The organism is Variovorax sp. 05N34 (genome assembly GCF_056397405.1).
Map to the genome: position 1 here is coordinate 377626 of NZ_JBFTNI010000005.1, position 26216 is coordinate 403841.

Consider the following 26216-nt stretch of genomic DNA (forward strand, 5'->3'; position numbering starts at 1 on the left):
GGAGGCGCGGCTCGCCTTGGGGCGGCCCGGCGGCGGCCGCCTTTTTGCCGCAGGAAAGGTTTGGGCATGACTGCCGAACGCGCATTGCTCGATGGGGGGCGCTGGCACCTCCATCACGGGCCGATCGACATCGTGGCGGAGGCGCATGGCGATCCGGTCGAGGTTGCCGTGGCGAATGAGCTCGCGTGGCGGCGCTTTGGCGGTGTGCTCGACGAGTTGGTGGGCGAGCTGCCCTTGCTGCGTCAACCCTTAGGCGCGGATTGCGATCTGCGTGGCGTGATTGCGCGGCGCATGTGGCAGGCGTGTGCGCCGTTCCGCGAAGCCTTCATTACGCCGATGGCTGCGGTGGCGGGTTCGGTGGCGCAGGAACTCATCGGCTGCTATCAACGGTCGGGCATCGAGCGCGCCTGGATCAACAACGGCGGCGACATCGCGTTGCATCTCGCAGATGGCCATTCCGTGCGCGTGGGGCTCTTCGCAGATCTCGCCCGCTTCGATCTGCGCGATGCGGGCCCGCTCGCAACCGATGGCCAGTTCGAAGTCACCGCCGACATGCCGGTGCGCGGTGTCGCCACCAGCGGTTGGCGCGGACGAAGCTTCTCGCTCGGGATTGCCGACAGCGTGACAGTGCTCGCTGCCACAGCCGCCCAGGCCGACGCGGCGGCGACGGTGATCGCGAACGCCGTCAACGTCGAAGACCCTGGTATTCACCGCATGCCGGCGAGCGCGTGCAAGGACGACAGCGACCTCGGCGACATCCCGGTCACGACCGAAGTCGAGACCTTGCCGCCCGCGCAGGTGCGCCGCGCACTCGACGCCGGCGAGGCGCGCGCCGAGGCGCTGCAGCGGGCAGGCCTGGTGAGTTCGGTCGTGCTCGTTTGCCAGGGGCAGTGGCGGGTGATTCAACCTTTAAGCTCGCAGGCTCCGGTCACTGCATCGCAAATCGATGCAAGCGTCGCGGCCGATGCAGTTGGTTCAGTATTTGCTTAACGAAAAGCAGGACTTCTGTTCATGATCGATATACGTCGTGTCTTCACTCAGGTCGAGCACATCCATCACGAGTTCGGGCCGCGCGCCGCGACCCCGCTGGTGCGTGGCGCGATCGCCGCGGTGCTGACCAATCCTTTTGCCGGCCGCTATGAGCCGGACATCCTTCCGATGATGAAGCTGCTCGACCCTGTAGGTCTCGAGATGGCGCATCGACTGCGCGCGGCAATGGACGTGCCGGTGGAGCGCATCGCCACCTATGGCAAAGGTGCCATCGTTGGCGCGGCCGGCGAACTGGAGCACGGCGCGCTCTGGCACGTGCCGGGCGGCTACGCCATGCGAGAGCTGCTCGGGTGGAAAGGCGACCGCGATGCATATCGCCAAGGCAAGGCCGAGGAGAAATCAGGCCAGCCCGGGAACGCGCTCTCGATCGTGCCGTCGACCAAGAAAGTCGGGCCGCCAGGCGCGGCGCTGGACGTGCCGCTCACCAACATCAACGCCAGCTACGTGCGCGGTCAGTTCGACGCCATCGAAGTGCGCGTGCCGGGTGCGCCGGCTGCCGACGAGATCGTGTTCATCCTCGCGATGAGCACGGGTTATCGCGTTCATGAACGCGTAGGCGGCCTCCGGGCCGAAGACATCAGCAAATGGGATGGGTTGAGATGACCCCCCAGTCTTCGCGCACTTCGTGTCGCTGCGCCAACCCCCCTGAAAGGGGGGCAACACCAGCGGCCCGGCAAAGCCGGTTCCGCGGTGTTTCTTGAATGAAGACGGAACTCGCTACAACAAAGACATAAAGGCAAAGGACAGGATATGACTGCAAGCATCCGCAAACTCGTTCTCCAGGTTGACGAGACGCGCAAGGAAATGGGCAAGGTGATTGAGCCGCCGACTCGTCGTGCTGTGGCCATTGCTGTTATCGACAACCCGTATGCCGGTCGGTACAGCGAGTCGCTCGATGAACTGATCGCGATCGGAGAAGAACTCGGTGCGCTGCTGGGCCAGAAGGCGGTTGCGGCGCTGGGCATCGAGCCTGGTCAGGCACAGAGCTACGGCAAGGCAGCGATCGTCGGCGAAGCCGGCGAACTGGAGCACGCCGCGGCCATCCTCCATCCGAAGCTCGGAGCGCCGCTGCGCGTGGCGGTGGAGAAGGGCGCTGCGCTCGTGCCTTCGGCCAAGAAGCGCGGCACGCTGGGCACTGCCATCGATGTGCCGCTCGGGCACAAGGATGCCGCCTTCGTCCGAAGCCACTTCGATGCCATCGAAGCGCGTGTGTCGGATGCACCGCGCGCCAACGAGATCGTCGTCGCCGTCGCGGTGACCGACAGCGGGCGTCCGCTGCCGCGCATTGGCGGATTGCAGGTTTCTGAAATCAAGGGTGAAGACGGTCTCCGTTGAATCGCTTCGTCACTCTCGTATCTCTCTCGCCACTTCGTCCCTTTTCTTTTCGTTCTCAAGGAGCTCTCGATGAATCAACTGCGCTTTGCCTTCACTGCAGCGGCGCTGGCCTCGCTGATCACCACGCTCGTTCCCGCGCATGCGCAGGACGTGATCAAGATCGGCGAGATCAACAGCTACAAGGCACAGCCCGCCTTCCTCGAGCCCTACAAGAAGGGAATGGAGCTGGCGGTCGACGAGATCAACGCGGCGGGCGGCGTCAACGGCAAGAAGATCGAGCTCATCAGCCGCGATGACAACGCCAATCCTGGCGATGCCGTGCGTGTTGCCGAAGAACTGGTGTCGCGCGACAAGGTCGACCTGATCGCCGGCACCTTCCTGTCGAACACCGGCCTGGCAGTGGCCGACTTCGCCAAGCAGAAAAAGGTCTTCTTCCTGGCTGGCGAACCGCTCACCGACAAGCTCACCTGGCAAGGCGGCAATCAATACACCGTGCGACTGCGCCCCGGCACCTACATGCAGGCCGCGATGCTGGTGCCCGAAGCCGCCAAGCTCAAGAAGAAGCGCTGGGCGGTGGTGTACCCCAACTACGAATACGGCCAGTCCGCGGTCGCCGCCTTCAAGCAGTTGCTGAAGGCTGCACAGCCTGACGTGGAGTTCGTCGCCGAGCAGGCCACGCCACTGGGCAAGGTCGACGCCGGCAGCGTTGTGCAGGCGCTCGCCGATGCCAAGCCGGACGCGATCTTCAACGTGCTGTTTGCGGCCGACCTGTCGAAGTTCGTGCGCGAAGGCAATACGCGCGGCCTGTTCAAGGGCCGCGAAGTGGTGAGCGTGCTGACCGGCGAGCCCGAGTACATGGATGCGCTGAAGGACGAGGCGCCCAACGGCTGGATCGTCACCGGTTACCCCTGGTACGGCATCACCACGCCGGCACACAAGGCCTTTGAACAGGCTTACCAGGCCAAGTACAAGGACTATCCGCGCCTCGGCTCGGTGGTCGGCTACAGCATGATCAAGTCGGCGGCCGCGGGCATCGCCAAGGCCAAGAGCACCGACACCGAGAAGCTGGTCGCGGCCTTCAAGGGCCTGCCGGTCGACACGCCGTTCGGAAAGATCACCTACCGCGCGGAAGACAACCAATCGACGATGGGCGCCTTCGTGGGCCGCACCAAGAACGAAGGCGGCAAGGGCGTGATGGTGGATTACGTGTATCTGGACGGCGGCGATCCGAAGTACCAGCCTTCGGCTGCTGAGATCAAGAAGTCAAGAACTGACTAGTTGCTCGCCCCCAGGCTGCGCGCACTTCGTGTCGCTTCGCCTACCCCCTGCCGGGGGCGGGCCGGCCGCTTCGGGCGGCCGGGCGCGGCGGCCCTCCGGCGAAGAGTCCGTGGGCGCTTTGGGGGTCCGCTGGCGAGAGTACTTGGGCATCTGTAGTTGAGCGTTTAACGGGATGTTGAATGAGCTTTTCGGGATTCATTGTTCAGTTGCTGAATGGGCTGGCTAGTGCGTCGTCGCTGTTTCTGGTGGCGGCGGGGCTGTCGCTGATTTTTGGCGTCACGCGGATCGTGAACTTCGCGCATGGCTCGTTCTTCATGGTGGGCATCTATATCGCCTACACGCTCGTCGACCGGCTGGGCACGGGCGTAGGGTTCTGGCCGGCGCTGGTTCTTGCGGCGTCGGCGGTCGGGGTGCTGGGCGCGTTGATCGAAGTGGTGCTGCTGCGGCGCATCTACAAGGCGCCCGAACTCTTTCAGCTGCTGGCGACCTTTGCGCTGGTGCTGGTGATCAAGGACGCGGTGCTGTACCTCTGGGGGCCCGACGAGTTGCTGGGACCCCGCGCGCCGGGGCTCTCCGGGTCGATCGAGATTCTTGGGCGGCAATTTCCCACTTATGACCTTTTCCTGATCGTCGTCGGCCCGGTCGTGCTCGGGCTTGTCTGGATGCTGCTCACGCGCACACGCTTCGGCACGCTGGTTCGCGCCGCGACGCAGGACCGGGAGATGGTCAGCGCGCTCGGGGTCAACCAGGCGTGGCTCTTTACGGCGGTGTTTGCGCTTGGGGCGCTGCTGGCGGGCTTGGGCGGTGCGCTGCAGTTGCCGCGTGAACCCGCGACCTTGGAAATGGACCTGAACACCATCGGCGCGGCGTTCGTGGTCGTGGTGGTCGGTGGCATGGGCTCGATTCCTGGGGCCTATGCGGCTGCGCTGCTGATTGCGGAGATCAAGGCGATCTGCATCTGGCTTGGCGTGGTCGATGTCTTCGGGCTCAGCATCTCGTTCTCCAAGCTCACGCTGGTCGTCGACTTTCTGGTGATGGCTGTCGTGCTGGTGTGGCGGCCATGGGGCTTGTTCGGCAAGCCTCAAGCGCCGAGCCGTTATGTCGGCATGCAAGAGGAGCCTTTGCGGCGGCCTGGGAAGGCCTATCTCACCGCGGCTGCCGTGTTCGGCCTCGTGCTGGCGGCGGTCCCGTTTTTCACGGCCGATTCGCCTTACACGACCGTGCTGATGATCGATCTGTTGATTGCAGCGCTCTTCGCAACCAGCCTGCACTTCATCATGGGGCCGGCGGGCATGCATTCGTTCGGCCATGCGGCTTACTTCGGGCTGGGCGCCTACGGCGCGGCCTTGCTGGTTCGCAGCAGCGGAATGCCGATGGAGTTGGCATTGATCCTCGCGCCGCTCGTTGCTGCAGTGGGGGCGTTCGTCTATGGGTGGTTTGCGGTGCGCTTGTCAGGCGTCTATCTGGCGATGCTCACGCTGGCCTTTGCGCAGATCACTTGGGCGATCACTTATCAGTGGGACAGCTTTACAGGGGGGAGCAATGGGCTCACTGGCGTTTGGCCTTCGGCCTGGCTTGCGAACAAGAACGCCTACTACTGGGTGACGCTGCTGCTGGTGGGGCTGGGTGTGTTGTGGTTGCGGCGCGTGCTGTTTTCGCCGTTCGGGTATGCGCTGCGGGCGGGGCGCGATTCGGCTTTGCGGGCTGACGCGATCGGGATCGATGTGAAGCGGATGCAGTGGGCGGCGTTTGTGATTGCTGGAGGGGCGGCGGGGTTGGCTGGGGCGCTTTATGCGTTTTCCAAAGGGAGTATTTCTCCGGAGTCGCTGAGTGTCGGGAAGTCTGTGGATGGGTTGGTGATGGTGCTGCTCGGGGGGATTCAGACGTTGGCTGGGCCTGTGGTGGGGGCTGTTACTTTTACTTGGCTGCATGACACGGTGGCGCGGAATACGGATTACTGGCGGGCCATGTTGGGCGGGATCATTCTTTTGCTGGTGTTGCTGTTTCCGCAGGGGATTGCTGGGTTTGCTAAGCAGGTGTTTGAGCGGAAGCGGAGGCCTTTGGGGGGGAAGGGGTTGGAGCGGGAGGCTGAGGCGTGATCGTGAATGGGGGTTCTTTTTTGGGGGCTGTTGGCCGGGTTTCGCCCCGGCGGGCGACTTACTTTCTTTTGCGTCGCCAAAAGAAAGTAAGCAAAGAAAAGGCGACCCCACTGTGCGTGTCCCTGCGCTTCGCTTCGGGCAACCTGCGGTGCTCGCTTCAGGCGGGGTCCGCGCGAAACTCGCTGCGCTCAAACACGCGCAGCCCTTGTCCGCCTGAAGCTGCGCTCCTCGGCACGCACAGAGGGGACCCGGACACGAATACCGATACCAATACCAATGCCAAGGCAGAACGCGCCGTGGCGCGTCCTTGTGTTTTTGGTTTGGCTGTTGGTATTCAACAGGCCGAGCGAAGCGACGGCCCGAGCACTCCCTTCTGTGGGTGCCGAGGAGCGGAGCTTTTCGTGGATCAGGGCCGCGCGTGTTTGAGCGCAGCGAGTTTGCGCGGACCCCACGAAAAGCGAGCACCGCAGGTTGCCCGTAGCGCAGCGRAGGGACGCCCACAGCAGGGTCGCCTTTTCTTTGCTTACTTTCTTTTGGCGACCCAAAAGAAAGGAAGTCGCCCGCCGGGGCGAGTCCCGGCCAACAGCGCCACCAAGCACAACACCCCATGACCCTCCTAAAAGTCCAAGACCTAGGCAAGTCCTTCGGCGGCGTAAAAGCCGTAGACGGCATCACCTTCACCCTCCCCCCCGGCGAGCTCCTGGCCCTCATCGGCCCCAACGGCGCAGGCAAGTCCACCACCTTCAACATGGTCAACGGCCAACTCAAGGCAGACCGCGGCTCCATCCTCCTCGACGGCGAAGAACTCGTAGGCCGCAAGCCTAGAGAGATCTGGCGCATGGGCGTAGGCCGCACCTTCCAGATCGCCGAAACCTTCGCCTCACTCACCGTGGCCGAAAACGTGCAGATGGCCTTGCTCTCCAATGACCACAAACTCTTAACGACGTGGCGCCGCGCAGCCGACCACAAGCGCGACGAAGCGATCGAATTGCTCGACCAGGTCGGCATGAAGGCGCAAGCCGACCGCCCCTGCAGCGTGCTCGCCTATGGCGACGTCAAACGCGTCGAACTCGCGATCGCGATGGCCAACCGTCCCAAGCTCCTGCTCATGGACGAGCCCACCGCCGGCATGGCCCCCAAGGAACGCAACTCGCTGATGGCGCTGACGAAGCAATTGGTCGTCGATCGCGGCATGGCGGTGCTCTTCACCGAGCACAGCATGGACGTCGTCTTCGCGTATGCCGATCGAATGATCGTCCTCGCGCGCGGGCGGCTGATCGCGCAAGGCAAGCCGCTGGAGATCCGTGACCATCCGAAGGTGCAGGAGGTGTATTTCGGCAGCGGCAAGACTTTCGAGAAGATCGCGGAAAAGGCGGCGGCGGTGAACGCAGCAGTGGGAGAGAGCGCATGAGTTCGCACGAGGTATTGCTCGAAGCCAAGGCACTGTGCGCCTGGTACGGCGCTGCGCAGATCCTCTACGACGTCGACCTCGAAGTGCGGCGCGGCGAAGTGGTGGCACTCATGGGGCGCAACGGCGCGGGCAAGTCGACCACGCTGAAGGCGCTCATCGGAATGCTCGGCAAACGGCGGGGCGCTGTGCGCTTTCTCGGCCATGACATCTCCAAGAGCGAGCCGCATCAGGCCGCGCGGCTGGGCCTGGGTTTCGTGCCGGAGGACCGGCGCGTGTTCACCGATCTCAGCGTGATGGAGAACCTGGAGGTCGGCAAGCAGGACGCACGTCGCTGGAGCGATGGCACCGATGCGCCGCTATGGACCCCCGAGCGGCTCTTCAAGCTCTTTCCGAATCTTGGCGAAATGCCCCATCGCCCCGGCGGCCGCATGAGCGGTGGCGAGCAGCAGATGCTGACCGTGGCACGCACATTGATGGGCAATCCATATCTCGTGCTGCTCGACGAACCGTCCGAGGGCGTTGCGCCGGTGATCGTCGAGCAGATGGCCAACATGATCCTGGAGCTCAAAGGGCAGGGCGTGAGCATCCTCTTGTCGGAGCAGAACATGCACTTCGCGGAGCTGGTGTCCGACCGTGCGTACGTGCTGGAGAAGGGGCAGATCCGCTATCAATCGACGATGGCGGACCTGGCCACCAACGACGAAGTACGCCGCGCATATCTGAGTGTCTGAGCATCGATTTTTTTTCAACCACGAGGAGTGAAGACCATGACGACCATGCATTTCACGCAACGCAGAACTCTCTTGAAGTCCGCAGCCGCCTTCGGCCTGATCGGCGGGCTGGGTGCCTCGGCGCCGCTCTTCGCGGCTTCGAAGATCAAGCCGGGATCCAACGCGGCGCTGATCGTCGTGGACGTTCAGAACTGCTTCATCGATGGCGGAACCTTGCCAGTCAAGGGTGGTGCCGAGGTCGTGCCGATCATCAATAAGCTCGCCGGATCCTTCGACAACATCGTCGTCACGCAGGATTGGCACACGCCGGGCCATGCCTCCTTTGCGAGCACCTACGCGGGCAAGAAGCCGTTCGAGACGACCAAGCTGAGCTACGGCACGCAAGTGCTTTGGCCGGACCACTGCGTGCAGGGGACGGACGATGCCGCGCTCAACAAGGACCTGAAGCTGCCCACGGCGCAGATCATCATCCGCAAGGGCTTTCACAAGGACATGGACAGCTACTCCGCGTTCGAGGAAGCCGATCACAAGACGGCGACCGGGCTTGGCGGCTACCTGAAGGCACGTGGCGTGAAGACAGTGTTCGTCACCGGGCTCGCGACGGACTTCTGCGTGGCCTGGACGGCGATGGATGCGCGCAAGGCAGGCTTCGATGTCTACGTGATCGAGGATGCGACGCGCGCCATCGACCTCAACGGCTCGCTCGCCGCCGCATGGAAGCAGATGACCGCCAAGGGCGTCAAGCGCATTCAATCTTCCGATATCGAAAGCGTGTGACACCGACCCGCCTCACGGTCAACGGACGCAGCGTCGAACTCACCGCGCCGCGCGAGGCGACGCTCCTGCACGTATTGCGCAACGACCTGGGCCTGAACGGTCCCAAGTACGGCTGCGGCCTCGGGCAATGCGGTGCCTGCACGGTGTGGGTGGACGGCGTGGCCGCGCGTTCGTGCGTGATTCCGGCGCACGGCGTGGCGGGCCGCGCCATCACCACGCTCGAAGGCCTCGGCTCGCGTGATCGATGGCACCCCGTCCAGCAGGGCTTCGAAGACGCACAGGCGGCGCAATGCGGCTATTGCCTGAGCGGCATGGTGATGCAGGCAGCAGCATTGCTCGCCCGTGAGCCGAACCCGAGCGAGGCTCGAATCCGCAGCGAGCTGTCCGGCAATCTCTGCCGTTGCGGCACGCACGTGGAGATCGTGGCGGCCGTGCAGCGCGCGGCACTGTTGATGGCGAGGGACGCGGCTTCGTGACTCGGCGCGCCGACCAGCCCCGCACGCGCAGCGATTTCCTCCGTGCCGACGGCGTGCTCGTCGTCGTGCGCGACACGCCGCCGGCGCCACCCCCGGCAAAGGGGCAGCCCGCGCTCATCGCAGGCAACCCGGCCGAGGGGCCGGAGGTGTTGGTCGCGATCTGGGACGACGGCAGCGTCACGGCACTGAACGGCCACGTCGACCTGGGCACCGGCATCCAGACCGCGCTGTCGCAGATCGTCGCGGAAGAGCTCGACGTGCCGTTGGCGCAGGTCCGCATGGTGCTGGGCGACACCGCCAGGGCGCCCAACCAGGGCGCGACCATCGCGAGCGCGTCGATACAGATCCATGCCGAGCCGCTTCGCCGCGCGTCGGCGCAGGCGCGCGCATGGCTCGTCGCACAGGCATCGGAGCAACTCGGCGTGCAGCCGTCGCTGCTGAAGGTGCGCGATGGCCGAGTGCATGCCGGAGACGATCTCGCCTTCAGTCTCGGCTTCGGCGAACTGGTCGCCGGCGGGCGCACGGTGCTACAGCTTGATCCCGCGTCCCGCTTGAAGGACCCTGCCGACTACCGCATCGTCGGCAGCCGCATTCCGCGCGTCGATATCCCTGCCAAGCTCACTGGCGAACTCGTCTTCGTGCATGACATGCGCGTGCCGGGCATGCTGCACGGCCGTGTCGTGCGCCCTCCGTATGCGGGGGCGGACCATGGTGACTTCATCGGCAATACGCTCGAATCGGTCGATGAATCGTCGATCGCCCACATCACCGGAATCCGCGGCGTGGTCGTCATTCGCGACTTCGTCGGCGTGGTTGCGGAACGCGAAGAGCATGCCGAGCAGGCCCTGCGTGAACTGCGCGTGACCTGGAAAGCATGGCCCGGCCTGCCCGCGCTCAGCGATGTGGAAGGGGCATTGCGCAATAACCCTTCGACCCAGCGCGTGCTGGTCGACGAAGGCGACGTGGACCGTGCACTCGCGAGCGCCGCGGATCCGATGCCGCGCACCTACGTGTGGCCCTATCAGATGCACGCGTCGATCGGGCCCTCGTGCGCAGTCGCCCAGTGGGAGCCCGAGGGCGATGACGGCTACAAGCTGCGCGTGTGGGCCGGTTCGCAAAACCCGCACGTTCTGCGCGCCGATCTTGCAAAGCTGATGGGCCTCGACGATCTGGCGGTCGATGTCGTCCGGATGGAAGCGGCGGGTTGCTACGGACGCAATTGCGCCGACGACGTGGCGGCCGACGCGGCGCTGTTGGCGCGCGCAGTGGGCGCGCCCGTGCGCGTGCAACTCACGCGCGAACAGGAGCATGCGTGGGAGCCCAAGGGCGCAGCGCAGTTGATGCAGATCCGCGGCGGGCTCGACGCTGACGGCAATGTTGCGGCTTACGATTTCGAGACCTCGTATCCATCGAACGGTGCGCCGACGCTGGCGCTGCTGTTGACGCGCACCATCGAACCTGTCGCCCAAGCCTTCGAGATGGGCGACCGCACCGCGCGCCCGCCCTATGCCTACGCAAACCTGCGCGTCAAGGTCAACGACATGGCGCCCATCCTTCGGGCTTCATGGCTGCGCGGGGTGTCCGCGTTGCCGAGTTCGTTTGCGCACGAGTCCTACGTCGACGAACTCGCGACGGCCGCGGGCCTTGACCCCGTCGCCTTCCGCCTGCGCCATCTGCACGACCCGCGCGCCGCGGACCTCGTGCGCGAGACGGCACAGAAGGCAGGCTGGCGCATGCGCACCGGCCCGCAAGAGAACGCCGATGGCGGGCTGGGACCGGGCGGCGACATTCTTTTTGGGCAGGGCTTTGCCTATGCGCGTTACGTGCACAGCAAGTGGCCGGGCTTCGGCGCCGCATGGTCCGCCTGGGTTGCGGACGTGGAGGTCAACCGAAAGACCGGCGAGGTGCACGTGCGCCGTGTCGTGGTGGGGCATGACGCCGGCCTCATGGTCAACCCGGCGGGCGTCGAACACCAGATTCATGGCAACGTGATCCAGACGACGAGCCGCGCGCTGAAGGAGCGGGTGCAGTTCGCGCCGCAGCGAGCGCCGGATGCAGCAACGCTCCCGGGCGTGCGGCCTTCAGGCGTGGTCGCGAGCCGCGAGTGGGGCGGCTATCCGATCATCAACTTCCGCGAGGTCCCGGTCATCGAGGTGATGCATATGCAGCGCCCCGGAGAGCCGCCGCTCGGCGCGGGCGAATCGTCTTCGGTGCCGGGAACGGCGGCGATTGCCAACGCGATCTTCGACGCGACGGGCGTTCGCTTCCGGTCACCGCCGTTCACACCGGAGGTGGTGCTTGCGGCGTTGAATCCACTCGCGGCGCCGACGCCAGCGGGCGAGGGCGATGGTCCGCAGCCGAGGCGTGTCGAGCCGGTTCGCGAGCCGCCTGCTGACGCGCCGTGGCCTCGTCGCAGAGGTCTGTGGGCCGGACTCGCCGCGCTGGTCGTCGGCGGTATAGGGGTCATCGCGGGTTCCATGGGCTGGCGCTCCGCCATCGCGCCGGTGTCTTTCAGCGCACCGGCTTACAGCGAATCGACAATCGAGCGCGGCCGCACGCTTGCAGCACTGGGCGACTGCGCGGTTTGCCACACGGCAACCGGCGGCAAGCCCAATGCCGGCGGGCGACCGATGCAAACGCCCTTCGGCACGATCTACACCACCAATCTCACGCCCGATGCCGAGACAGGGCTTGGCCGCTGGTCGTTCAGCGCCTTCCAGCGTGCGATGCGTGAAGGCATTTCGCGCGACGGACATCATCTTTATCCGGCGTTTCCGTACACGGCGTTCGCGAAGACCAGCGACGACGATCTGCAGGCGCTCTACGCGTATTTCATGTCTTTGACGCCGGTCAGCGCCGAAACACCGAAAGCGGACCTCAAATTCCCCTTCGGCGCGCGGCCGCTCATGGCGGGGTGGAATGCGCTGTTCCACGATACTTCGCCGATGCAACCCGTTGCTTCGCAAAGCGCGGATTGGAATCGCGGCGCCTACCTCGTCAATGGGCTGGGCCACTGCGGCGCCTGCCACACGCCGCGCAACGCACTGGGCGCGGAGCAGGGCGGCACCGCGTTTCTGTCGGGCGCCATGGTCGACGGCTGGGAAGCGCCGGCGCTGACTTCAGTATCTACATCCGCCGTTCCATGGAACGCCGAATCGCTCTACAGCTACCTCCGCCATGGTCACGCAAAGAACCACGGCATTGCAGGCGGTCCGATGGCGGAAGTCGTGCGCGAACTCGCAGCAGTGCCGGACGGGGACATCCGCGCGATGGCCACGTACCTTGCGTCCTTCAACCCCGACACATCCAATGAAGCAACCGCAGCGCAGGCGAAGCGCGTGGTGGCCGACGCTGCCGCCCGACAGGGCCGCCTGCTGGGCAGCGGTCAACGCTTGTTCGACGGCGCTTGCGCGGCCTGCCATCACGACGGCGACGGACCGACGCTGCTCGGCGTCAACACGCCCCTGGCGCTGAACAGCAATCTCACGAGCGCCCGGCCGGACAATCTCCTGCGCACGATTCTGGATGGCGTGCGAGAGCCGGCATCACGAGACATCGGCTTCATGCCCGCGTTCGGCGATGCGCTCGACGATGCGCAAATCGCCGAACTGTCCAGTTACATGCGCGCGCGTTTCGCGCCGCAAGAGCCGGCATGGAAGGACCTGCCGCAGGCGATTGCCCGCGTCCGCGCGAGCGGTACCGACAAAGCGCGCTGACAGTCCCGTACGATCTGCAAATCAAAAAGGAGACTTCTGCATGACCTCGTCGCTTTCGCCAGATCAATCATTGCCTCAGGATGCCGAGCGCGCCACGCTGATCGGCCGCATCTGGCTGCCCGACGTCGGTCCGGTGCTCGTTGCCCTGCACGAGGGCGGACTGCACGACCTCTCGCGCATCGCCGCGACTGCCAGCCAATTGCTCGAACTCGATGACCCGGTGGGCGCGGTGCGCCAGGGGTTGCGTGACGAACGCCTGCCGCGCGTGGCTGCACTGGAGCCGACCTTGGCCAACAGCGACGAGTCGCAACGCGACACCCTGCATCCCTGGATGCTCGCACCGTGCGATCTGCAGGCAGTCAAGGCCAGCGGCGTCACCTTCATCGCGAGCCTGCTCGAACGCGTCATCGAAGAGCAATCGCGCGGCGATGCGTCGAAGGCGGAATCCATCCGCGCGGCGCTCGGCGGCGTGCTCGGAGACAACCTCGCCGGCATCGTGCCCGGATCGCCGCAAGCAGCCAAGGTCAAGGACGTGCTCATTGCACAGGGCGCGTGGTCGCAGTACCTGGAGGTCGGAATCGGCCCCGACGCCGAGATCTTCACCAAGGCGCCGGTGATGTCGGCGGTCGGAACCGGCGCCGACGTGGGCATTCATTCGGGATCGATCTGGAACAACCCCGAGCCCGAGGTGGTGCTGGCCGTCAACAGCCGCGGACAGACGCTCGGTGCGGCGCTCGGCAACGACGTCAACCTGCGCGACTTCGAAGGCCGAAGCGCACTGCTGCTTGGCAAGGCAAAGGACAACAACGCTTCTTGCGCGATTGGGCCTTTCATCCGGCTCTTCGATGAACACTTCGGCATCGAAGACGTGCGCCGCATCACTGTCGCGCTGCGAGTGCTCGGGCCGGAAGGCTTCACGCTCGAAGGATCGAGTTCGCTCTCGAAGATCAGCCGCGATCCGCTGGACCTCGTGTCACAGGCGATCGGGCCGCACCATGCCTATCCGGACGGCCTGATGCTCTTTCTCGGCACCATGTTCGCGCCCACGCAGGACCGCCATGGCCCAGGCCAGGGATTCACGCATGTGGTGGGCGACCGCGTCACGATTTCGGCGCCTGAACTCGGCGCGCTGGAGAACCGCGTCGTGTATTCCGAAGATGCCGCACGCTGGACCTTCGGGATCGGCGCGCTGATGCGCAACCTCGGGGGGCGCGGACTTCTTTGACCGACTATTCAATGCTCGTCGCGTTCTGCATGGCATCGCTCTCGCTCGCGCAGTTGCCGAACTCGCAGCGCACCACCATCACCTCTCCATCGCTGCACGGCACTGCGTGAAGCTCGAAGCCGGGGCCCTTTTCCTGCAGCGAGGCAAACGGAACCGCTGCGCAGTTTCGATCCTTGGCCAGGGCTTCGACGTTGTAGGTGTCCCGTCCCGTCGCACGGGGCGGCGGCTTTCGCGTCGACGGTGGGCGAGGTGCCCAGGTGACGTTCACGGTCGGGTCCGCGTTGACGTAGCCCTTCTCGGCCATGCAGTTCATCAGCATGGTTTCCTGGCGCGACCACCAATCGACGCGCTCGGGCATGTACGCGACGTAATGCAGGCCCGCCAGTCCCAGCAGCGCGCCGCCGCCGGGAAGAACGCCCCAGCCGGCGGCCCAGCCCAGGCCGACCGTGCCGACGTCGATGGCTGCCAGCGCATCGTCGTGCCGGTCCATCTTGAACGGCACGTTCACCGCACTTAGCCTGCAGTGCGCGACGTCCTTGTCGAAGGCCGCGACGTCGGTCGATATGGGATGAACGTTGGGCACGTAGTCGGCCCCGTAGCGCGACCCGGGACCCTCATTGGGACGAATCGCACAGCCGCAACCCAGCGCGGCCGCGCACGCAATGCTCAGCACTTTTTTCATACCTCTCCCTGCGAAATTCTTGATTTAGGGTGCGGATTCAACCACACCGGCAAATCAAGTCGCAGTGCGCAACGCGCGCCGGTATTGCACCGCTTCGGCGACGTGGCCCACCTGGACTTCACCGGTTTCCGCCAGGTCCGCGATGGTGCGGGCCACCTTCAATGCGCGATGTGTGCTGCGCGCCGACCAGCCCAGCTTGGCCGCCGCTGTGTGCATGAACTTCAACGCGTCGGCTGCCAACGAAGCGTGCTGGTCGATCTCTGCGCCCTGCAACGCATGGTTGGTCTTTCCTTGTCGCTTTACTGCAAGTTCGCGAGCGCGAACCGCGCGCTCGCGAATGGCGCCAGTCGCTTCGCCGGCGGGAGCCTCCAGCAGTTGCTGCGCGGACACTGCAGGCACTTCGATGTGAAGATCGATGCGGTCGAGCAAGGGTCCGCTGAGCTTGCCCTGGTAGCGCGAAACCTGGTCCGGCGTACAGCGGCAGGCTTTCAGCGTCGATCCCAGATAGCCGCAGGGGCAGGGGTTCATCGCCGCGATCAACTGGAACTTCGCGGGGAACTCGGCGCGCCGCGCCGCACGTGCGATCGTGATGGTCCCGGTCTCCAGCGGTTCGCGGAGCGCCTCCAACGCGGGCCGTGTGAATTCCGGAAATTCATCGAGAAAAAGGACACCGTGATGCGCCAGCGAAATCTCGCCGGGCCGCGGCGGCGATCCGCCGCCCACCATGGCGACGGCGCTCGCCGTGTGATGCGGGCTGGACGTCGGCCGGCACATCCAGCGGTCGACTGCGAACCGGCCACCCAGACTGGCGACGGCGGCACTTTCGAGCGCTTCGTCGACGCTCATGGCAGGCAGCAGCCCGGCGAAACGCTGCGCCAGCATTGACTTGCCTGAGCCGGGCGGCCCCACCATCAAGAGGCTGTGATTGCCAGCAGCGGCGATTTCCAGTGCGCGCTTGGCGCCGGCGTGTCCCTTCACATCGGCCAGATCGGAATGAGCCACAGCGGTTCTGCCAGGCACCGGCAGAACGCGGGCCCAGCCGTCGTCCCCGGCTTCGGGCGGAACGCTGTCCGGCGGCAGAAACTGCTGGACCACATCGAGCAGATGCCGCGCGCCATAGACCTCCGCGCCGGGCACCAGCGCGGCTTCCTGTGCGCTGTCGGTCGGCAGCACCAGCCGGGTGGCGATGCCGCGCGTATGCAGCGCCAGCGACATGGCGAGCGCACCACGCACGGGACGCAACTGCCCCGAAAGCGAGAGCTCGCCCGCGAACTCATGCCCCACCAGTCGCGCGGCCTCGATCTGGCCGCTCGCCGCGAGGATGCCAAGGGCGATCGGCAGATCGAAGCGCCCGGAATCCTTCGGCAGATCCGCAGGCGCGAGGTTGACCGTGATCCGCTTGTTATTGGGGAACTCGAGGCCGGCATTCTGGATGGCCGACCGCACGCGTTCGCGCGCTTCCCTCACTTCGACGTCGACCAGACCGACCAGCGTGAAGCTGGGCAAACCATTGGCCAGATGCACCTCAACCGTGACGCTGGCGGCTTCCAGGCCCAACAGCGCGCGGCTTTGCACCAAACAAAGACTCATGACACTCCCTATCCCCAGGATGGTGCACCCATCCCTTTCTTGTATGAAACGACGTACATGCCGCGCCGGCCCTTGTAAGGCAGGCCTTGTTGCGCTTGGCACGCTCCCTGCTTTGAGGTGGTTGATCACCACTTTCAAAAACAACTCCGAGGAGTCTTTCGATGATGCACCGTAAACCCGTCCGAATCCTGGCTTTGGGCGCACTCGCTGTCTTGCCGATGCTTGCGAGCGCGCAAGCCACCGACGCAAGTGCAGCGCCGGCGGCAGCTCCAGCCCCGAATCTCACGGGCAATATTTCGCTGACCACGAACTACAAGTTCCGCGGCCAGGATCAGGACACCATCGGGCACAACGGCTTCGCCAAGACCAGCTGGTTCAAGCCCGCCATTCAAGGCGGCCTGGACTACGCCTTTGGAGAAAGCGGCTTCTACGTCGGCAACTGGAACTCCAGCGTGAACTGGCTGCCGGGCAACTCGATCGAGATGGACTTCTACGGCGGCTACAAATTCAAGGGCGGCCCGATCGACTGGGACGTGGGCGTCTACCAGTACTACTACCCCGGCAACACCGCGGGCAACACGACTGAAATCTACGGCGGCGCAAGCTGGACCGACGAGCGCATCGGCACCTTCGCGGGCAAGTATTCGTGGACCGTATCGAGCGACTACTTCAACTACGCCGGCAGCCAGGGCGGCTCGGGGCTCGATGGCCAGAACACCAGCTACTTGAATCTCTCCTACTCGAAGGAGATCTTCCCGAAGCTGACCTTCAAGACGGCCGTTGGCTACACCTTCTTCACCAGCGACATCAAGAGCCTGGGCTACAAGGACTACCTTGACTACAACGTAGGCGTTTCCTACGACTTCGGCAGCGGCTTGGCGTTGGCCGGCTCGGTGCAGGGGGGCAACAACCAGAGCGCCTTCAACCTGGTTGCCAGTCCAGGGATCCCCACCGGGACTGCCTTCGGACCCATCGGCCAGACCACCTTCTCGCCGAACGTCACCCGATTCATCGTCATGCTCACCAAGACGCTGTAGCTGCCGCAGGCGCGGCACCCATGGCCGCGCCGCTTCCATCCATCAGGAGAAACATCATGAAGCTGGTCACAGCCATCATCAAACCCTTCAAGCTCGACGAAGTGCGCGAAGCGCTCTCGGCCATCGGCGTGCAAGGGATCACCGTCACCGAGGTCAAGGGCTTCGGTCGGCAGAAGGGCCACACGGAGCTGTATCGCGGCGCGGAGTACGTGGTCGACTTCCTGCCCAAGGTCAAGATCGAGGCCGCCGTGGCCGACGAACTCGTCGAGCGAGTGATCGAGGCGGTCGAGTCCGCCGCACGCACCGGCAAGATCGGCGACGGCAAGGTTTTTGTGTACGACCTGGAGCAAGTCGTCCGCATTCGCACCGGCGAAACGGGCCGCGAAGCGCTCTGAACTACAAGGCATGAAAGACATACCGAAATGAAGAAATTCCTTGTTTCACTCGCGCTCGGCCTGAGCGTGCTTGCCGCCGGCACCTCCGGCTTCGCGCAGACGCCGCCGGCAGCGCCCGCTGCAGAGGCGAGCGCCCCGGCCGCTGCCGCCACCGCAGCAGCACCTGCCGCAGCCGCTGCTGCCGCAGCACCGGCCGACGCCGCTGCAGCAACGCCCGCTGCTGCACCCGCGCCTTCCTTCAACAAGGGCGACACCGCCTGGATGCTCGTCTCCACGCTGCTGGTGATCATGATGACGATCCCCGGCCTGGCGCTGTTCTACGGCGGCCTCGTCCGCAGCAAGAACATGCTGTCGGTGCTGATGCAGGTGATGGTCACCTTCTCGATGATCGTGGTGCTGTGGCTGATCTACGGCTACAGCCTGGCATTCACCGAAGGCAATTCATTCATCGGCGGATTCGACCGGCTCTTCATGAGGGGCATCTTCGATGCGTCGACCGGCGTGTTCGCGCCCGGCGCGACCTTCAGCAAGGGCGTGTACATCCCCGAGCTGCTGTTCGCCGCCTTCCAGGCAACCTTCGCCGGCATCACCTGCTGCCTGATCGTCGGCGCCTTCGCCGAACGCATCAAGTTCTCGGCCGTGCTGCTCTTCATGGCGATCTGGTTCACCTTCAGCTATGCGCCGATCGCGCACATGGTCTGGTTCTGGATGGGTCCTGACGCTTACTCGAGCAAGGAAGTGGTCGACGCGATGAACGCCAAGGCCGGTTTGATCTGGCAGTGGGGCGCACTCGACTTCGCGGGCGGCACGGTGGTGCACATCAACGCGGCCGTCGCCGGCCTCGTCGGCGCCTTCCTGGTCGGCAAGCGCATCGGCTACGGCAAGGAATCGTTCACGCCGCATTCGCTGACGCTGACGATGGTCGGTGCTTCGCTGCTGTGGGTGGGCTGGTTCGGCTTCAACGCCGGCTCCGCGCTCGAGGCAGGCACCAGCGCCGTGCTCGCCTTCATGAACACCTTCTCCGCGACCTCCGCCGCCGTGCTGGCATGGTGCATCGGTGAAGCGCTGATGCGTGGCAAGGCTTCCATGCTGGGTGCCGCATCGGGCGCCGTCGCCGGCCTCGTGGCCATCACCCCCGCCGCCGGCAACGTCGGCCTGATGGGCGCGATCATCATCGGCTTCATTGCCGGCTTCGCCTGCCTGTGGGGCGTCAACGGTCTCAAGAGACTGCTCGGCGCGGACGACTCGCTCGACGTCTTCGGCGTGCACGGTGTCGGCGGCATCGTCGGCGCACTGCTCACCGGCGTGTTCAACACCCAAGCGCTCGGCGGCCCTGGCCTCGTCGGCGACTGGGTCACCGCCAGCGTCATCTCCAACGGCATCGGCGCCCAATTTTGGATCCAGCTCAAAGCCGTCCTGCTGACCGTCGTCTGGTCTGCCGTCGTCGCCTTCATCGCCTTCAAGATCGCCGACCTCACCATCGGCCTGCGCGTCACCGAAGAAGAAGAACGCGAAGGCCTGGACATCTCCGCCCACGGCGAAACCGCCTACAACCGTTAACCCAAGCGTCTCCTCTGGATATTAGGCCCGCTAACGCGGGCCTTTTTTTGCGCAAAAAAAAAGCCCAGCGAAGCGGGGCCCCCACCAGAAACACCGCGGAACCGGCTTCGCCGGGCCGCTGGTGTTGCCCCCGGCAGGGGGTGGAGAGCGACACGAAGTGCGCGAGCCTGGGGGCGAGCATAATTTTTGGGGCGAGCATAATTTTTTAGATGTGGACCACACTGAATGAGAGCTTGAGCCAGCTCGGCGAATCGCCCTTCTGGCATCCGGCGGAACGATCGCTCTATTGGCTGGACATCCCCGGCCGCGCCGTTCTGCGCACGCGCGGCGACATCGCCGATCCGAAGGTCGAGCGATGGGACATGCCGACCGAGCCCGGCTGCATGGCGCCGGCGCGGCGCGGCGGGCTGGTGATTGCGCTGCGCGACGGCGTCTATCGCGCGCGCGAATGGGGCGGCACGCTGCAGGCCATCGCCGGTGCCGACCACGACGTTCGCACGATGCGCTTCAACGACGGCAAGTGCGATCCGCTGGGTCGCTTTTGGGCCGGCACGCTCAATGAGGCCAAGGACCGGCCCAACGCGGCGCTCTATTGCCTCGACGCACGCGCCGGCCGCGCGCCGACGCTCAGGCAGATGGCCAACGAAGCGACCACGGCGAACGGGCTGGCCTTCTCGCCCGATGGCGCCACGCTGTATTGGGCCGATACCGCGGCGCACTGCGTGCGTGCGTGGAATTGGGCCGCGCGCGCCAACACCATGACGCATCCTCGCGTGTTCCAGCAGTTCGCCGACAAGCCCGATGGCTGGACGCCGGAGTCGCCCGTGCGCTACGAGGGCCGGCCTGACGGAGCGACGATCGACGCCGAAGGGCACTACTGGGTCGCCATGTTCGAGGGCGGCCAGTTGCTGCGTTTCTCGCCCGCGGGTGAGCGCGTGTTGTCATTGCCCACGCCCGTCCAATGCCCGACCATGCCCTGCTTCGGCGGGGACGACCTGCGCACGCTGTTCGTGACCACGGCGCGACGCGGCAGGCCGGCGGCGGAGCTCGAAAAGCGGCCCGCGTCGGGGCATGTGCTGTCGATTCGCGTTGCGACGCCGGGGCTGCCGGTCCAGTTTTTCGAAGAGTGATTGCGCCGGCGGTACGATCGCCCGCATGGATCCAGCCCTCTGCCCGATCACCGAGCGCATACGCGCCGCCGCGAGCGCCGCCGACGGCACGTTTCTCTGCATCCGCGGCCACGGAACCAAGGACTTCTACGGCGAGATGCCGCAGGGCGAACCGCTGCTCACTGGAGGACTCGCGGGCATCACGAGCTACGAGCCCAGCGAATTGGTGGTCACGGCGCGCGCCGGAACGCCGCTCGTCGAGCTCGAAGCCGCTTTGGCGGCGCAAGGCCAGTGCCTGCCTTTCGAGCCGCCGCGCTTCGGTGCCGGCGGCACGGTGGGCGGCATGGTGGCTGCCGGACTCAGCGGGCCTGCGCGCGCGAGCGTCGGCTCGGTGCGGGATTACGTGCTCGGCGCCACGATCGTCAATGGTCGCGGCGAGGTCCTCACCTTTGGCGGACAGGTCATGAAGAACGTTGCGGGATACGACGTCTCCCGCGTGCTTGCCGGTTCGCTGGGCGTGCTCGGCCTCATCGCCGAGGTAAGCCTGAAGGTGCTGCCGCTGGCGCCGGCCGAGGCAACGCTCGATTTCGAATGCAGCCAGGCCGATGCGATGCGATTGCTGAACGAATGGGGTGGCCGTCCGCTGCCGCTGAACGCCAGCGTCTGGCGTGAACGCGACGGCGCGGGCGTGTTGTCGCTGCGCTTGCGCGGCGCGGCGGCGGCGGTGGAGGCCGCGTGCGTGCACCTCGGCGGTGAGCGACAGGACAACGCACGCACGGGCGCCGGCTGGGATTCTCTGCGCGATCAGACGCATCCGTGGTTCGCCTCGGCGCAGGGTGCGAACGACCTCTGGCGGATATCGGTGCCGCAGACCGCGCCAGTGCTCCAAGTGGACGGCACGCCGCTGATCGAATGGCACGGCGGCCAGCGGTGGTATCTCGCGCCGCCGGACCAGCGCCCGCGGCTGCGAGCTGCCGCGCGTGCAGCCGGCGGCCATGCGACGTTGTTCAGGGCTTCGGACGCACACAGCCAGCGCGTGCTCGACAAGTTCGACGCGTTGAGCGCTCCGGTCGAGCGCATTCATCGCGCACTGATGCAGGAGTTCGACCCGCACGCCGTGTTCCATCGTGGCCGGCTCTATCCCGCGCATTGATGCGCAACCCCATGCACTGACACGTACACGCACGCACCAGCATGCAAACCGAACTCGCACCCGAATTCCAGGGCACTCCCGAAGGCCGCGAAGCCGAAGCGATCCTGCGCAAGTGCGTGCACTGCGGCTTCTGCACGGCCACCTGTCCGACCTACCAGTTGCTCGGCGACGAACTCGACGGGCCGCGCGGGCGCATCTACCTCATCAAGCAAGTGCTCGAAGGCAAGGCCCCGACGCGCAGCACGCAACTGCACCTCGATCGTTGCTTGACCTGCCGCAACTGCGAAACCACCTGCCCGAGCGGCGTGCAGTATGGCCATCTGGTCGACATCGGCCGAAAGATCGTCGACGAGAAGGTGCCGCGGCCCGCATTCGAAAGCGCCGTGCGCTGGACGCTGAAGGAAGCGTTGCCGTCACCGCTCTTCGCGCCTGCGATGAAGCTCGGCCAGTCGGTGCGCGGCCTCTTGCCTGCCAAGCTCAAGGCCAAGGTGCCAGCGCCGCAACCGGCCGGTGCGTGGCCTGCGCGCGCCCACGCGCGCAAGATGCTGATGCTCGCCGGCTGCGTGCAGCCTTCGATGTCGCCCAACATCAACAGCGCGACGGCGCGCGTGCTCGATGCCGCCGGCATCCAGGCGGTGGTGGCGCCCTCGGCGGGTTGCTGCGGTGCCGTCAAGTTTCACCTCAACGACCATGAGGGCGGCAAGGCCCAGATGCGCGCGAACATCGACGCGTGGTGGCCGCAGGTCGACAGTGGCGAGGTCGAGGCGATCGTCATGAACGCATCGGGCTGCGGCGTGACAGTGCGCGAATACGGCCACATGCTGAAGGACGATGCGGCCTACGCGGCAAAGGCTGAACGCATCAGCGCCCTCACACGCGACTTGAGCGAACTGCTGCCGGACATGGTCGAGACATTGAAGCCGCGCGTCCGCGCGCCATCGGGCGTGGTCGCCTACCACCCGCCCTGCACGCTGCAGCACGGGCAGAAGCTGCGCGGCGGGGTCGAGAAGAACCTGCGCATCCTGGGTTTCGACATTCAGGTTGCGCAGGCCGAGGCGCACCTCTGCTGCGGATCGGCGGGCACCTATTCGGTCCTGCAGCCGGACTTGGCCTATCCGCTGCGCGACCGAAAGCTCGGTCACCTCAACCAGTTGCAGCCGACGACTATCGTGTCGGCCAACATCGGGTGCATCACCCATCTGCAAAGCGGCAGCGAAGTGCCCGTGCGGCATTGGGTCGAACTGCTCGACGAAGCGCTCGCTCCCGCATCGGCACCCTGATCGGACAGCGACAGGGGGTTTGGTCCGACCCTGGCGCAGACGTTGTGCCGCGAGCATTCCCGGATGTTCATGACGGGAGTGATGTGATGGCTGCCTCTTTCCGGAATCTTGCGCGCGGCGCCGCCGTATGTGTGTGCGCACTCGTGCCATGGGTGGTGCAAGCCCAGTCCGCCGCTCACGTCACCGAAGATGGTGGCGCGAAATATGTGTGCGGCGGCGTCGGCTCGGACGAATCCGTCGCGCTCCGGGCGTCGATGAAAGACCATCCGTTGTCGCTGCTGTTTGCTCGGTCCAACGGTGCCTATCTGGCGGACGTGGCTGTGACGGTCAAGGATGCCGGCGGCACAACGGCGCTGGCGATGCGCGCCACCGGGCCCATCTGCCTGGTGGACCTTCCGGCCGGGCGCTATACCGTCGAGGCCGAGAGCGAGGGCGTCACCAAGACGCAGGTCGTGACGCTCGGCGGCAACGGGTCGAAGACGGCCGATTTTCGGTTCTGACCCCGCACGTGCTCTTTGCGCGCGTCACGCCGCCAGCGCGGCCTCGATGTCGCGCGTGATCGACTCGGGCTTGTCCAGCGGCGCATAGCGCCGGATCACTTGCCCGTCCTTGCCGATCAGGAACTTGGTGAAGTTCCATTTGATGGCCGTGCTGCCGAGGAGTCCCGGGGCTTCCTTGACGAGCCACTTGTAGAGCGGCGCCGCGTCCGGTCCCTTGACGTCGATCTTTTCCATCATCGGAAAGCTCACGCCGTAGTTCTTCGTGCAGAAGGCGCCAATTTCCTCGTTGGTGCCCGGGTCCTGATGGCCGAACTGATTGGATGGGAACCCCAGCACCGCCAGGCCCTTTGCCGCATATTTCTCGTACAGCGCCTCAAGCCCTGCGAACTGCGGCGTGAAGCCGCACTGGCTGGCCGTGTTGACGATCAGCAGTACCTTGCCCTTGAAGCTTGCGAGCGACACCGGCTTGCCGTCGATCTGGCGGGCTTCGAAGTCATAGACGCTGGTCATGGCATGTCCTTCCGGAAAACAGTGGGACGATCATCGTCGGCGACCGGATTTCGCGCAAACGCCGACCACACCGCCGCGAGCACGATGAGTGCGCCGCCGATCCAGATCCGCTGGTCGAGAGTCGCCGCACCGAGCGCAACGGAGGACACGCTCGCAAACAGCACTTCGGACAGCATGAGCACCGAGGTCGCGTTGGCCGCAAGGCGCGCGGCGCCGTATTGCAGGCAGACGTTGGCGAACACGAATCCGCAGCCCAGCACCAGCGCCCAGGCCCACAAGCCGGAACCGCCGAGCGCAGGCGCCGGCATCGCTCCCACGATGGTGCCTGCAACGGCCGTCAGGCCGGCTGCCAGTGCGCAGCCGCCGAACATGGCCAGCGCGCGCGACTCGCCCGGTGCGGCACGCAGGCGGCGCAGCAGGATGTTGGTCACGGCAAAGCCGAATCCCGCCGCGACAGCGAGCCAGTCAGGCAGGCTGGAGGGCACCGGCCAGTCGGTCTCCGGCGTCTTGAGCACCACTGCCACGCCGATGAGCGCGAGCGCCACCCGGGCTAGTGCCGATGCCGTCGGCCGCTCGCCGAGGAAGATCCACGCCAGCAGCACGATCCACAGCGGCATCAGATAGAACAGCAGCACCACGCGCACTACGTCGCCCTGGGTCACCGCCCAGTTGAAGCCGACGTTGGTGAAGCCCGCCGCCAAGCCCAGCAGCACGAGCGAGGGAAAGCGCGCAAAGGCGTGCCACATGCTGCGACGCAGCAGTGCCATCACGGCCGTGATCGCGGCATAGATCAGGAAGGTGGCCCACACCGGATGGACTCCGTGGCTTTCGATCTGCCGAAACGGAAACCACGAGACGCCCCAGACGAAGGCGTTGAAGATCAGCGCAATAGCGGGCAAGGCTGTTCCGGACCCGCGCTCAGTGATGCTTGTCGCTGCGTGCGATGGCGAGGAGGTGCTCGACTTCCTCCGGGTAGCGGCGGAGATTGTTCTGGTGCCAGCGCTTGATCAGCCACATGAAGCCCGCCACCACGACGCCGAAGGCGGTAATGGCCGAATAGGCCGACATGCCGATGCCCGTGCAGGCGCTGTAGAAGGCGCCGAGGACCAGGATGCAGGACTGCTCGTTGAAGTTCTGCACGGCGATCGAACGGCCGGCGCCCATCAGGTTGTGGCCGCGATGCTGCAGCAGCGCATTCATGGGCACCACCAGAAAGCCGCCCAGGCCGCCCAGCAAGATGAGGAAGGGCACGGCCAGCCAGATGTTGCCGATGAAGTTCATGCCGATGACCAGCACGCCCATGCCGATGCCCATCGGGATCACGCGCGTCGCCATGTCGAGCCGCATGCGCACCGAAGCGACGATCGCGCCGACGGCGGTGCCGATGGCCACCACACCCGTCAGCGACGACGCCTGCGCCGTGTTGTAGCCGAGCGCCAGCGAGGCCCAGGCCAGCACGATGTACTTGAGATTGCCGCCCGCGCCCCAGAACAGGGTGGTGGTCGCCAGTGAGATCTGGCCGAGCTTGTCACGCCAGAGACGCGAATTGCAGTGCCAGAAGTCGGGCAGCAGCGCGGCCATGTTGCGCAGGACGCCATGCTGCGGATTGGCCCGCAGCGGCCGCATCTCGACCCCGGTGTCCGGAATGCGGGTGTTGAACCATGCGGCCACCACGTAGACCACGATCAGCGTCGCGATCGCGGCTTCGGGCGGCGTGTTGACGCCGGTGTCGATGAAGGGGAAGTCCAGCGCCAGCAAGTGGCTGGCCAGCGCATGGCTCACCAGCTGACCGCCGAGCACGATACCCAGGATGATCGATGCGATGGTCAAGCCTTCGATCCATCCATTGGCCTTCACCAGCTGCGAAGCCGGAAGAAGCTCAGTCAAGATGCCGTACTTGGCCGGCGAGTACGCAGCCGCCCCGAGCCCGACAATCGCGTAGGCAAAAAGCGGATGCGAGCCGAACAGCATCGTCACGCAGCCGACCACCTTGATCGCATTGCTGATGAACATGACCTTGCCTTTGGGCAAGGCGTCCGCAAAGGCACCCACGAGCGGCGCGAGCGCTACATAGAAGACGGTGAAGATGGGGACCAGTGCGGCGCGCTGCCATTCGGGCGCGCCGCTGCTTCGCATGAGTTCGACGGCAGCGACAAAGAGCGCGTTGTCGGCCAGCGACGAAAAAAACTGGGCCGACATGATCGTATAGAAACCGCGCTTCATCGATGGCTGACTGGCCGGTAACAAAAGTGGTCCGGCGATAGTGGAAGAGGGGCCGCTTCAGCGGCGGCTGCGCGGTTAT

General features: G+C 65.4%; 23 protein-coding genes. 18 read left to right on the top strand and 5 right to left on the bottom strand.

From position 1 onward, the window contains the following. The first annotated feature begins 66 nt into the window (after positions 1-66). From AC1DMA_RS16435 to AC1DMA_RS16485, 11 genes are all read left to right on the top strand, one after another. Positions 67-990 (top strand): UPF0280 family protein, encoded by a 924-nt coding sequence (locus AC1DMA_RS16435; RefSeq protein ID WP_478144860.1) that lies wholly within the window; start codon positions 67-69, stop codon positions 988-990. Between the two features lie 21 nt (positions 991-1011). Then, a complete protein-coding gene (locus AC1DMA_RS16440; RefSeq protein ID WP_478128424.1) occupies positions 1012-1653 on the top strand; it encodes an amino acid synthesis family protein in 642 nt (213 codons plus the stop codon). A gap of 147 nt (positions 1654-1800) precedes the next feature. Further along, positions 1801-2385, top strand: a complete 585-nt coding sequence (locus AC1DMA_RS16445) for an amino acid synthesis family protein (RefSeq protein WP_478144861.1) — start codon at positions 1801-1803, stop codon at positions 2383-2385. A gap of 69 nt (positions 2386-2454) precedes the next feature. Continuing rightward, a complete protein-coding gene (locus AC1DMA_RS16450; RefSeq protein WP_478128422.1) occupies positions 2455-3663 on the top strand; it encodes an ABC transporter substrate-binding protein in 1209 nt (402 codons plus the stop codon). Between the two features lie 179 nt (positions 3664-3842). Next, the gene (locus AC1DMA_RS16455; protein WP_478144862.1) at positions 3843-5762 is read left to right on the top strand and encodes an ABC transporter permease; all 1920 of its coding nucleotides are present in this window, start codon (positions 3843-3845) and stop codon (positions 5760-5762) included. Between the two features lie 607 nt (positions 5763-6369). Further along, positions 6370-7173, top strand: coding sequence for an ABC transporter ATP-binding protein (locus AC1DMA_RS16460; RefSeq protein WP_478144863.1), 804 nt, complete (start codon positions 6370-6372; stop codon positions 7171-7173). Then, the gene (locus tag AC1DMA_RS16465) at positions 7170-7904 is read left to right on the top strand and encodes an ABC transporter ATP-binding protein (protein WP_478144864.1); all 735 of its coding nucleotides are present in this window, start codon (positions 7170-7172) and stop codon (positions 7902-7904) included. The genes AC1DMA_RS16460 and AC1DMA_RS16465 overlap by 4 nt, the downstream gene beginning before the upstream one ends. A 45-nt stretch (positions 7905-7949) precedes the next feature. Then, a complete protein-coding gene (locus tag AC1DMA_RS16470) occupies positions 7950-8681 on the top strand; it encodes a nicotinamidase (RefSeq protein WP_478144942.1) in 732 nt (243 codons plus the stop codon). Continuing rightward, entirely contained in the window at positions 8678-9157 is a 480-nt protein-coding gene (locus AC1DMA_RS16475; protein WP_478144865.1) for a (2Fe-2S)-binding protein, read from the top strand. Before AC1DMA_RS16470 ends, AC1DMA_RS16475 begins: the two co-directional genes overlap by 4 nt. Next, complete coding sequence (locus AC1DMA_RS16480; RefSeq protein ID WP_478144866.1) at positions 9154-12873, top strand: molybdopterin cofactor-binding domain-containing protein; 3720 nt, start codon at positions 9154-9156, stop codon at positions 12871-12873. The genes AC1DMA_RS16475 and AC1DMA_RS16480 overlap by 4 nt, the downstream gene beginning before the upstream one ends. A gap of 40 nt (positions 12874-12913) precedes the next feature. Further along, positions 12914-14098, top strand: a complete 1185-nt coding sequence (locus AC1DMA_RS16485; protein ID WP_478144867.1) for a fumarylacetoacetate hydrolase family protein — start codon at positions 12914-12916, stop codon at positions 14096-14098. Positions 14099-14102: 4 nt separating this feature from the next. On the opposite strand, the gene AC1DMA_RS16490 is transcribed toward AC1DMA_RS16485, so the two are convergent. Together AC1DMA_RS16490 and AC1DMA_RS16495 are read right to left on the bottom strand one after the other, a co-directional pair. Continuing rightward, on the bottom strand, positions 14103-14780 hold the full coding sequence (locus tag AC1DMA_RS16490) for a hypothetical protein (protein WP_478144868.1): 678 nt from the start codon (positions 14778-14780) through the stop codon (positions 14103-14105). Between the two features lie 54 nt (positions 14781-14834). After that, positions 14835-16370, bottom strand: a complete 1536-nt coding sequence (locus AC1DMA_RS16495) for a YifB family Mg chelatase-like AAA ATPase (RefSeq protein WP_478144869.1) — start codon at positions 16368-16370, stop codon at positions 14835-14837. Between the two features lie 164 nt (positions 16371-16534). On the opposite strand from AC1DMA_RS16495, the gene AC1DMA_RS16500 reads away from it, so the two are divergent. The 7 genes from AC1DMA_RS16500 (at position 16535) to AC1DMA_RS16530 (ending at position 23404) form a co-directional block, all read left to right on the top strand. After that, positions 16535-17407: a TorF family putative porin gene (locus tag AC1DMA_RS16500; protein WP_478128579.1), complete on the top strand. Its 873-nt coding sequence runs from the start codon at positions 16535-16537 to the stop codon at positions 17405-17407. A gap of 56 nt (positions 17408-17463) precedes the next feature. Beyond that, positions 17464-17802, top strand: coding sequence for a P-II family nitrogen regulator (gene glnK, locus AC1DMA_RS16505; protein WP_162565354.1), 339 nt, complete (start codon positions 17464-17466; stop codon positions 17800-17802). A gap of 27 nt (positions 17803-17829) precedes the next feature. Continuing rightward, entirely contained in the window at positions 17830-19362 is a 1533-nt protein-coding gene (locus tag AC1DMA_RS16510; protein ID WP_478128512.1) for an ammonium transporter, read from the top strand. A gap of 209 nt (positions 19363-19571) precedes the next feature. Then, positions 19572-20492 carry an SMP-30/gluconolactonase/LRE family protein gene (locus AC1DMA_RS16515; RefSeq protein WP_478144870.1) on the top strand — a complete coding sequence of 307 codons (921 nt, stop codon included), beginning with the start codon at positions 19572-19574 and terminating at the stop codon, positions 20490-20492. A 25-nt stretch (positions 20493-20517) separates the two neighbouring features. Next, positions 20518-21624, top strand: coding sequence for a glycolate oxidase subunit GlcE (glcE, locus tag AC1DMA_RS16520; RefSeq protein ID WP_478128514.1), 1107 nt, complete (start codon positions 20518-20520; stop codon positions 21622-21624). Between the two features lie 41 nt (positions 21625-21665). After that, positions 21666-22904: a glycolate oxidase subunit GlcF gene (glcF, locus tag AC1DMA_RS16525; RefSeq protein ID WP_478144871.1), complete on the top strand. Its 1239-nt coding sequence runs from the start codon at positions 21666-21668 to the stop codon at positions 22902-22904. An 86-nt stretch (positions 22905-22990) separates the two neighbouring features. After that, positions 22991-23404 carry a carboxypeptidase regulatory-like domain-containing protein gene (locus tag AC1DMA_RS16530; protein WP_478128516.1) on the top strand — a complete coding sequence of 138 codons (414 nt, stop codon included), beginning with the start codon at positions 22991-22993 and terminating at the stop codon, positions 23402-23404. Positions 23405-23428: 24 nt separating this feature from the next. On the opposite strand, the gene AC1DMA_RS16535 is transcribed toward AC1DMA_RS16530, so the two are convergent. From AC1DMA_RS16535 to lplT, 3 genes are read right to left on the bottom strand one after another with little or no spacing between them, the layout of a single operon-like run. Next, on the bottom strand, positions 23429-23914 hold the full coding sequence (locus AC1DMA_RS16535) for a glutathione peroxidase (RefSeq protein WP_478128517.1): 486 nt from the start codon (positions 23912-23914) through the stop codon (positions 23429-23431). After that, on the bottom strand, positions 23911-24813 hold the full coding sequence (locus AC1DMA_RS16540; protein ID WP_478144872.1) for a DMT family transporter: 903 nt from the start codon (positions 24811-24813) through the stop codon (positions 23911-23913). Before AC1DMA_RS16540 ends, AC1DMA_RS16535 begins: the two co-directional genes overlap by 4 nt. Before the next feature lie 19 nt (positions 24814-24832). Continuing rightward, positions 24833-26137, bottom strand: a complete 1305-nt coding sequence (gene lplT, locus AC1DMA_RS16545) for a lysophospholipid transporter LplT (RefSeq protein ID WP_478128519.1) — start codon at positions 26135-26137, stop codon at positions 24833-24835. Positions 26138-26216 lie beyond the last annotated feature (79 nt).

What these genes read in the sequence shown, in the direction of transcription:
- AC1DMA_RS16435 (WP_478144860.1), top strand. Translation starts at nt 67, where the DNA reads ATGACTGCCGAACGCGCATTGCTCGATGGGGGGCGCTGGCACCTCCAT.
- AC1DMA_RS16440 (WP_478128424.1), top strand. Translation starts at nt 1,012, where the DNA reads ATGATCGATATACGTCGTGTCTTCACTCAGGTCGAGCACATCCATCAC.
- AC1DMA_RS16445 (WP_478144861.1), top strand. Translation starts at nt 1,801, where the DNA reads ATGACTGCAAGCATCCGCAAACTCGTTCTCCAGGTTGACGAGACGCGC.
- AC1DMA_RS16450 (WP_478128422.1), top strand. Translation starts at nt 2,455, where the DNA reads ATGAATCAACTGCGCTTTGCCTTCACTGCAGCGGCGCTGGCCTCGCTG.
- AC1DMA_RS16455 (WP_478144862.1), top strand. Translation starts at nt 3,843, where the DNA reads ATGAGCTTTTCGGGATTCATTGTTCAGTTGCTGAATGGGCTGGCTAGT.
- AC1DMA_RS16460 (WP_478144863.1), top strand. Translation starts at nt 6,370, where the DNA reads ATGACCCTCCTAAAAGTCCAAGACCTAGGCAAGTCCTTCGGCGGCGTA.
- AC1DMA_RS16465 (WP_478144864.1), top strand. Translation starts at nt 7,170, where the DNA reads ATGAGTTCGCACGAGGTATTGCTCGAAGCCAAGGCACTGTGCGCCTGG.
- AC1DMA_RS16470 (WP_478144942.1), top strand. Translation starts at nt 7,950, where the DNA reads ATGCATTTCACGCAACGCAGAACTCTCTTGAAGTCCGCAGCCGCCTTC.
- AC1DMA_RS16485 (WP_478144867.1), top strand. Translation starts at nt 12,914, where the DNA reads ATGACCTCGTCGCTTTCGCCAGATCAATCATTGCCTCAGGATGCCGAG.
- AC1DMA_RS16490 (WP_478144868.1), bottom strand. Translation starts at nt 14,780, where the DNA reads ATGAAAAAAGTGCTGAGCATTGCGTGCGCGGCCGCGCTGGGTTGCGGC.
- AC1DMA_RS16495 (WP_478144869.1), bottom strand. Translation starts at nt 16,370, where the DNA reads ATGAGTCTTTGTTTGGTGCAAAGCCGCGCGCTGTTGGGCCTGGAAGCC.
- AC1DMA_RS16500 (WP_478128579.1), top strand. Translation starts at nt 16,535, where the DNA reads ATGCACCGTAAACCCGTCCGAATCCTGGCTTTGGGCGCACTCGCTGTC.
- glnK (WP_162565354.1), top strand. Translation starts at nt 17,464, where the DNA reads ATGAAGCTGGTCACAGCCATCATCAAACCCTTCAAGCTCGACGAAGTG.
- AC1DMA_RS16510 (WP_478128512.1), top strand. Translation starts at nt 17,830, where the DNA reads ATGAAGAAATTCCTTGTTTCACTCGCGCTCGGCCTGAGCGTGCTTGCC.
- AC1DMA_RS16515 (WP_478144870.1), top strand. Translation starts at nt 19,572, where the DNA reads ATGTGGACCACACTGAATGAGAGCTTGAGCCAGCTCGGCGAATCGCCC.
- glcE (WP_478128514.1), top strand. Translation starts at nt 20,518, where the DNA reads ATGGATCCAGCCCTCTGCCCGATCACCGAGCGCATACGCGCCGCCGCG.
- glcF (WP_478144871.1), top strand. Translation starts at nt 21,666, where the DNA reads ATGCAAACCGAACTCGCACCCGAATTCCAGGGCACTCCCGAAGGCCGC.
- AC1DMA_RS16530 (WP_478128516.1), top strand. Translation starts at nt 22,991, where the DNA reads ATGGCTGCCTCTTTCCGGAATCTTGCGCGCGGCGCCGCCGTATGTGTG.
- AC1DMA_RS16535 (WP_478128517.1), bottom strand. Translation starts at nt 23,914, where the DNA reads ATGACCAGCGTCTATGACTTCGAAGCCCGCCAGATCGACGGCAAGCCG.
- lplT (WP_478128519.1), bottom strand. Translation starts at nt 26,137, where the DNA reads ATGAAGCGCGGTTTCTATACGATCATGTCGGCCCAGTTTTTTTCGTCG.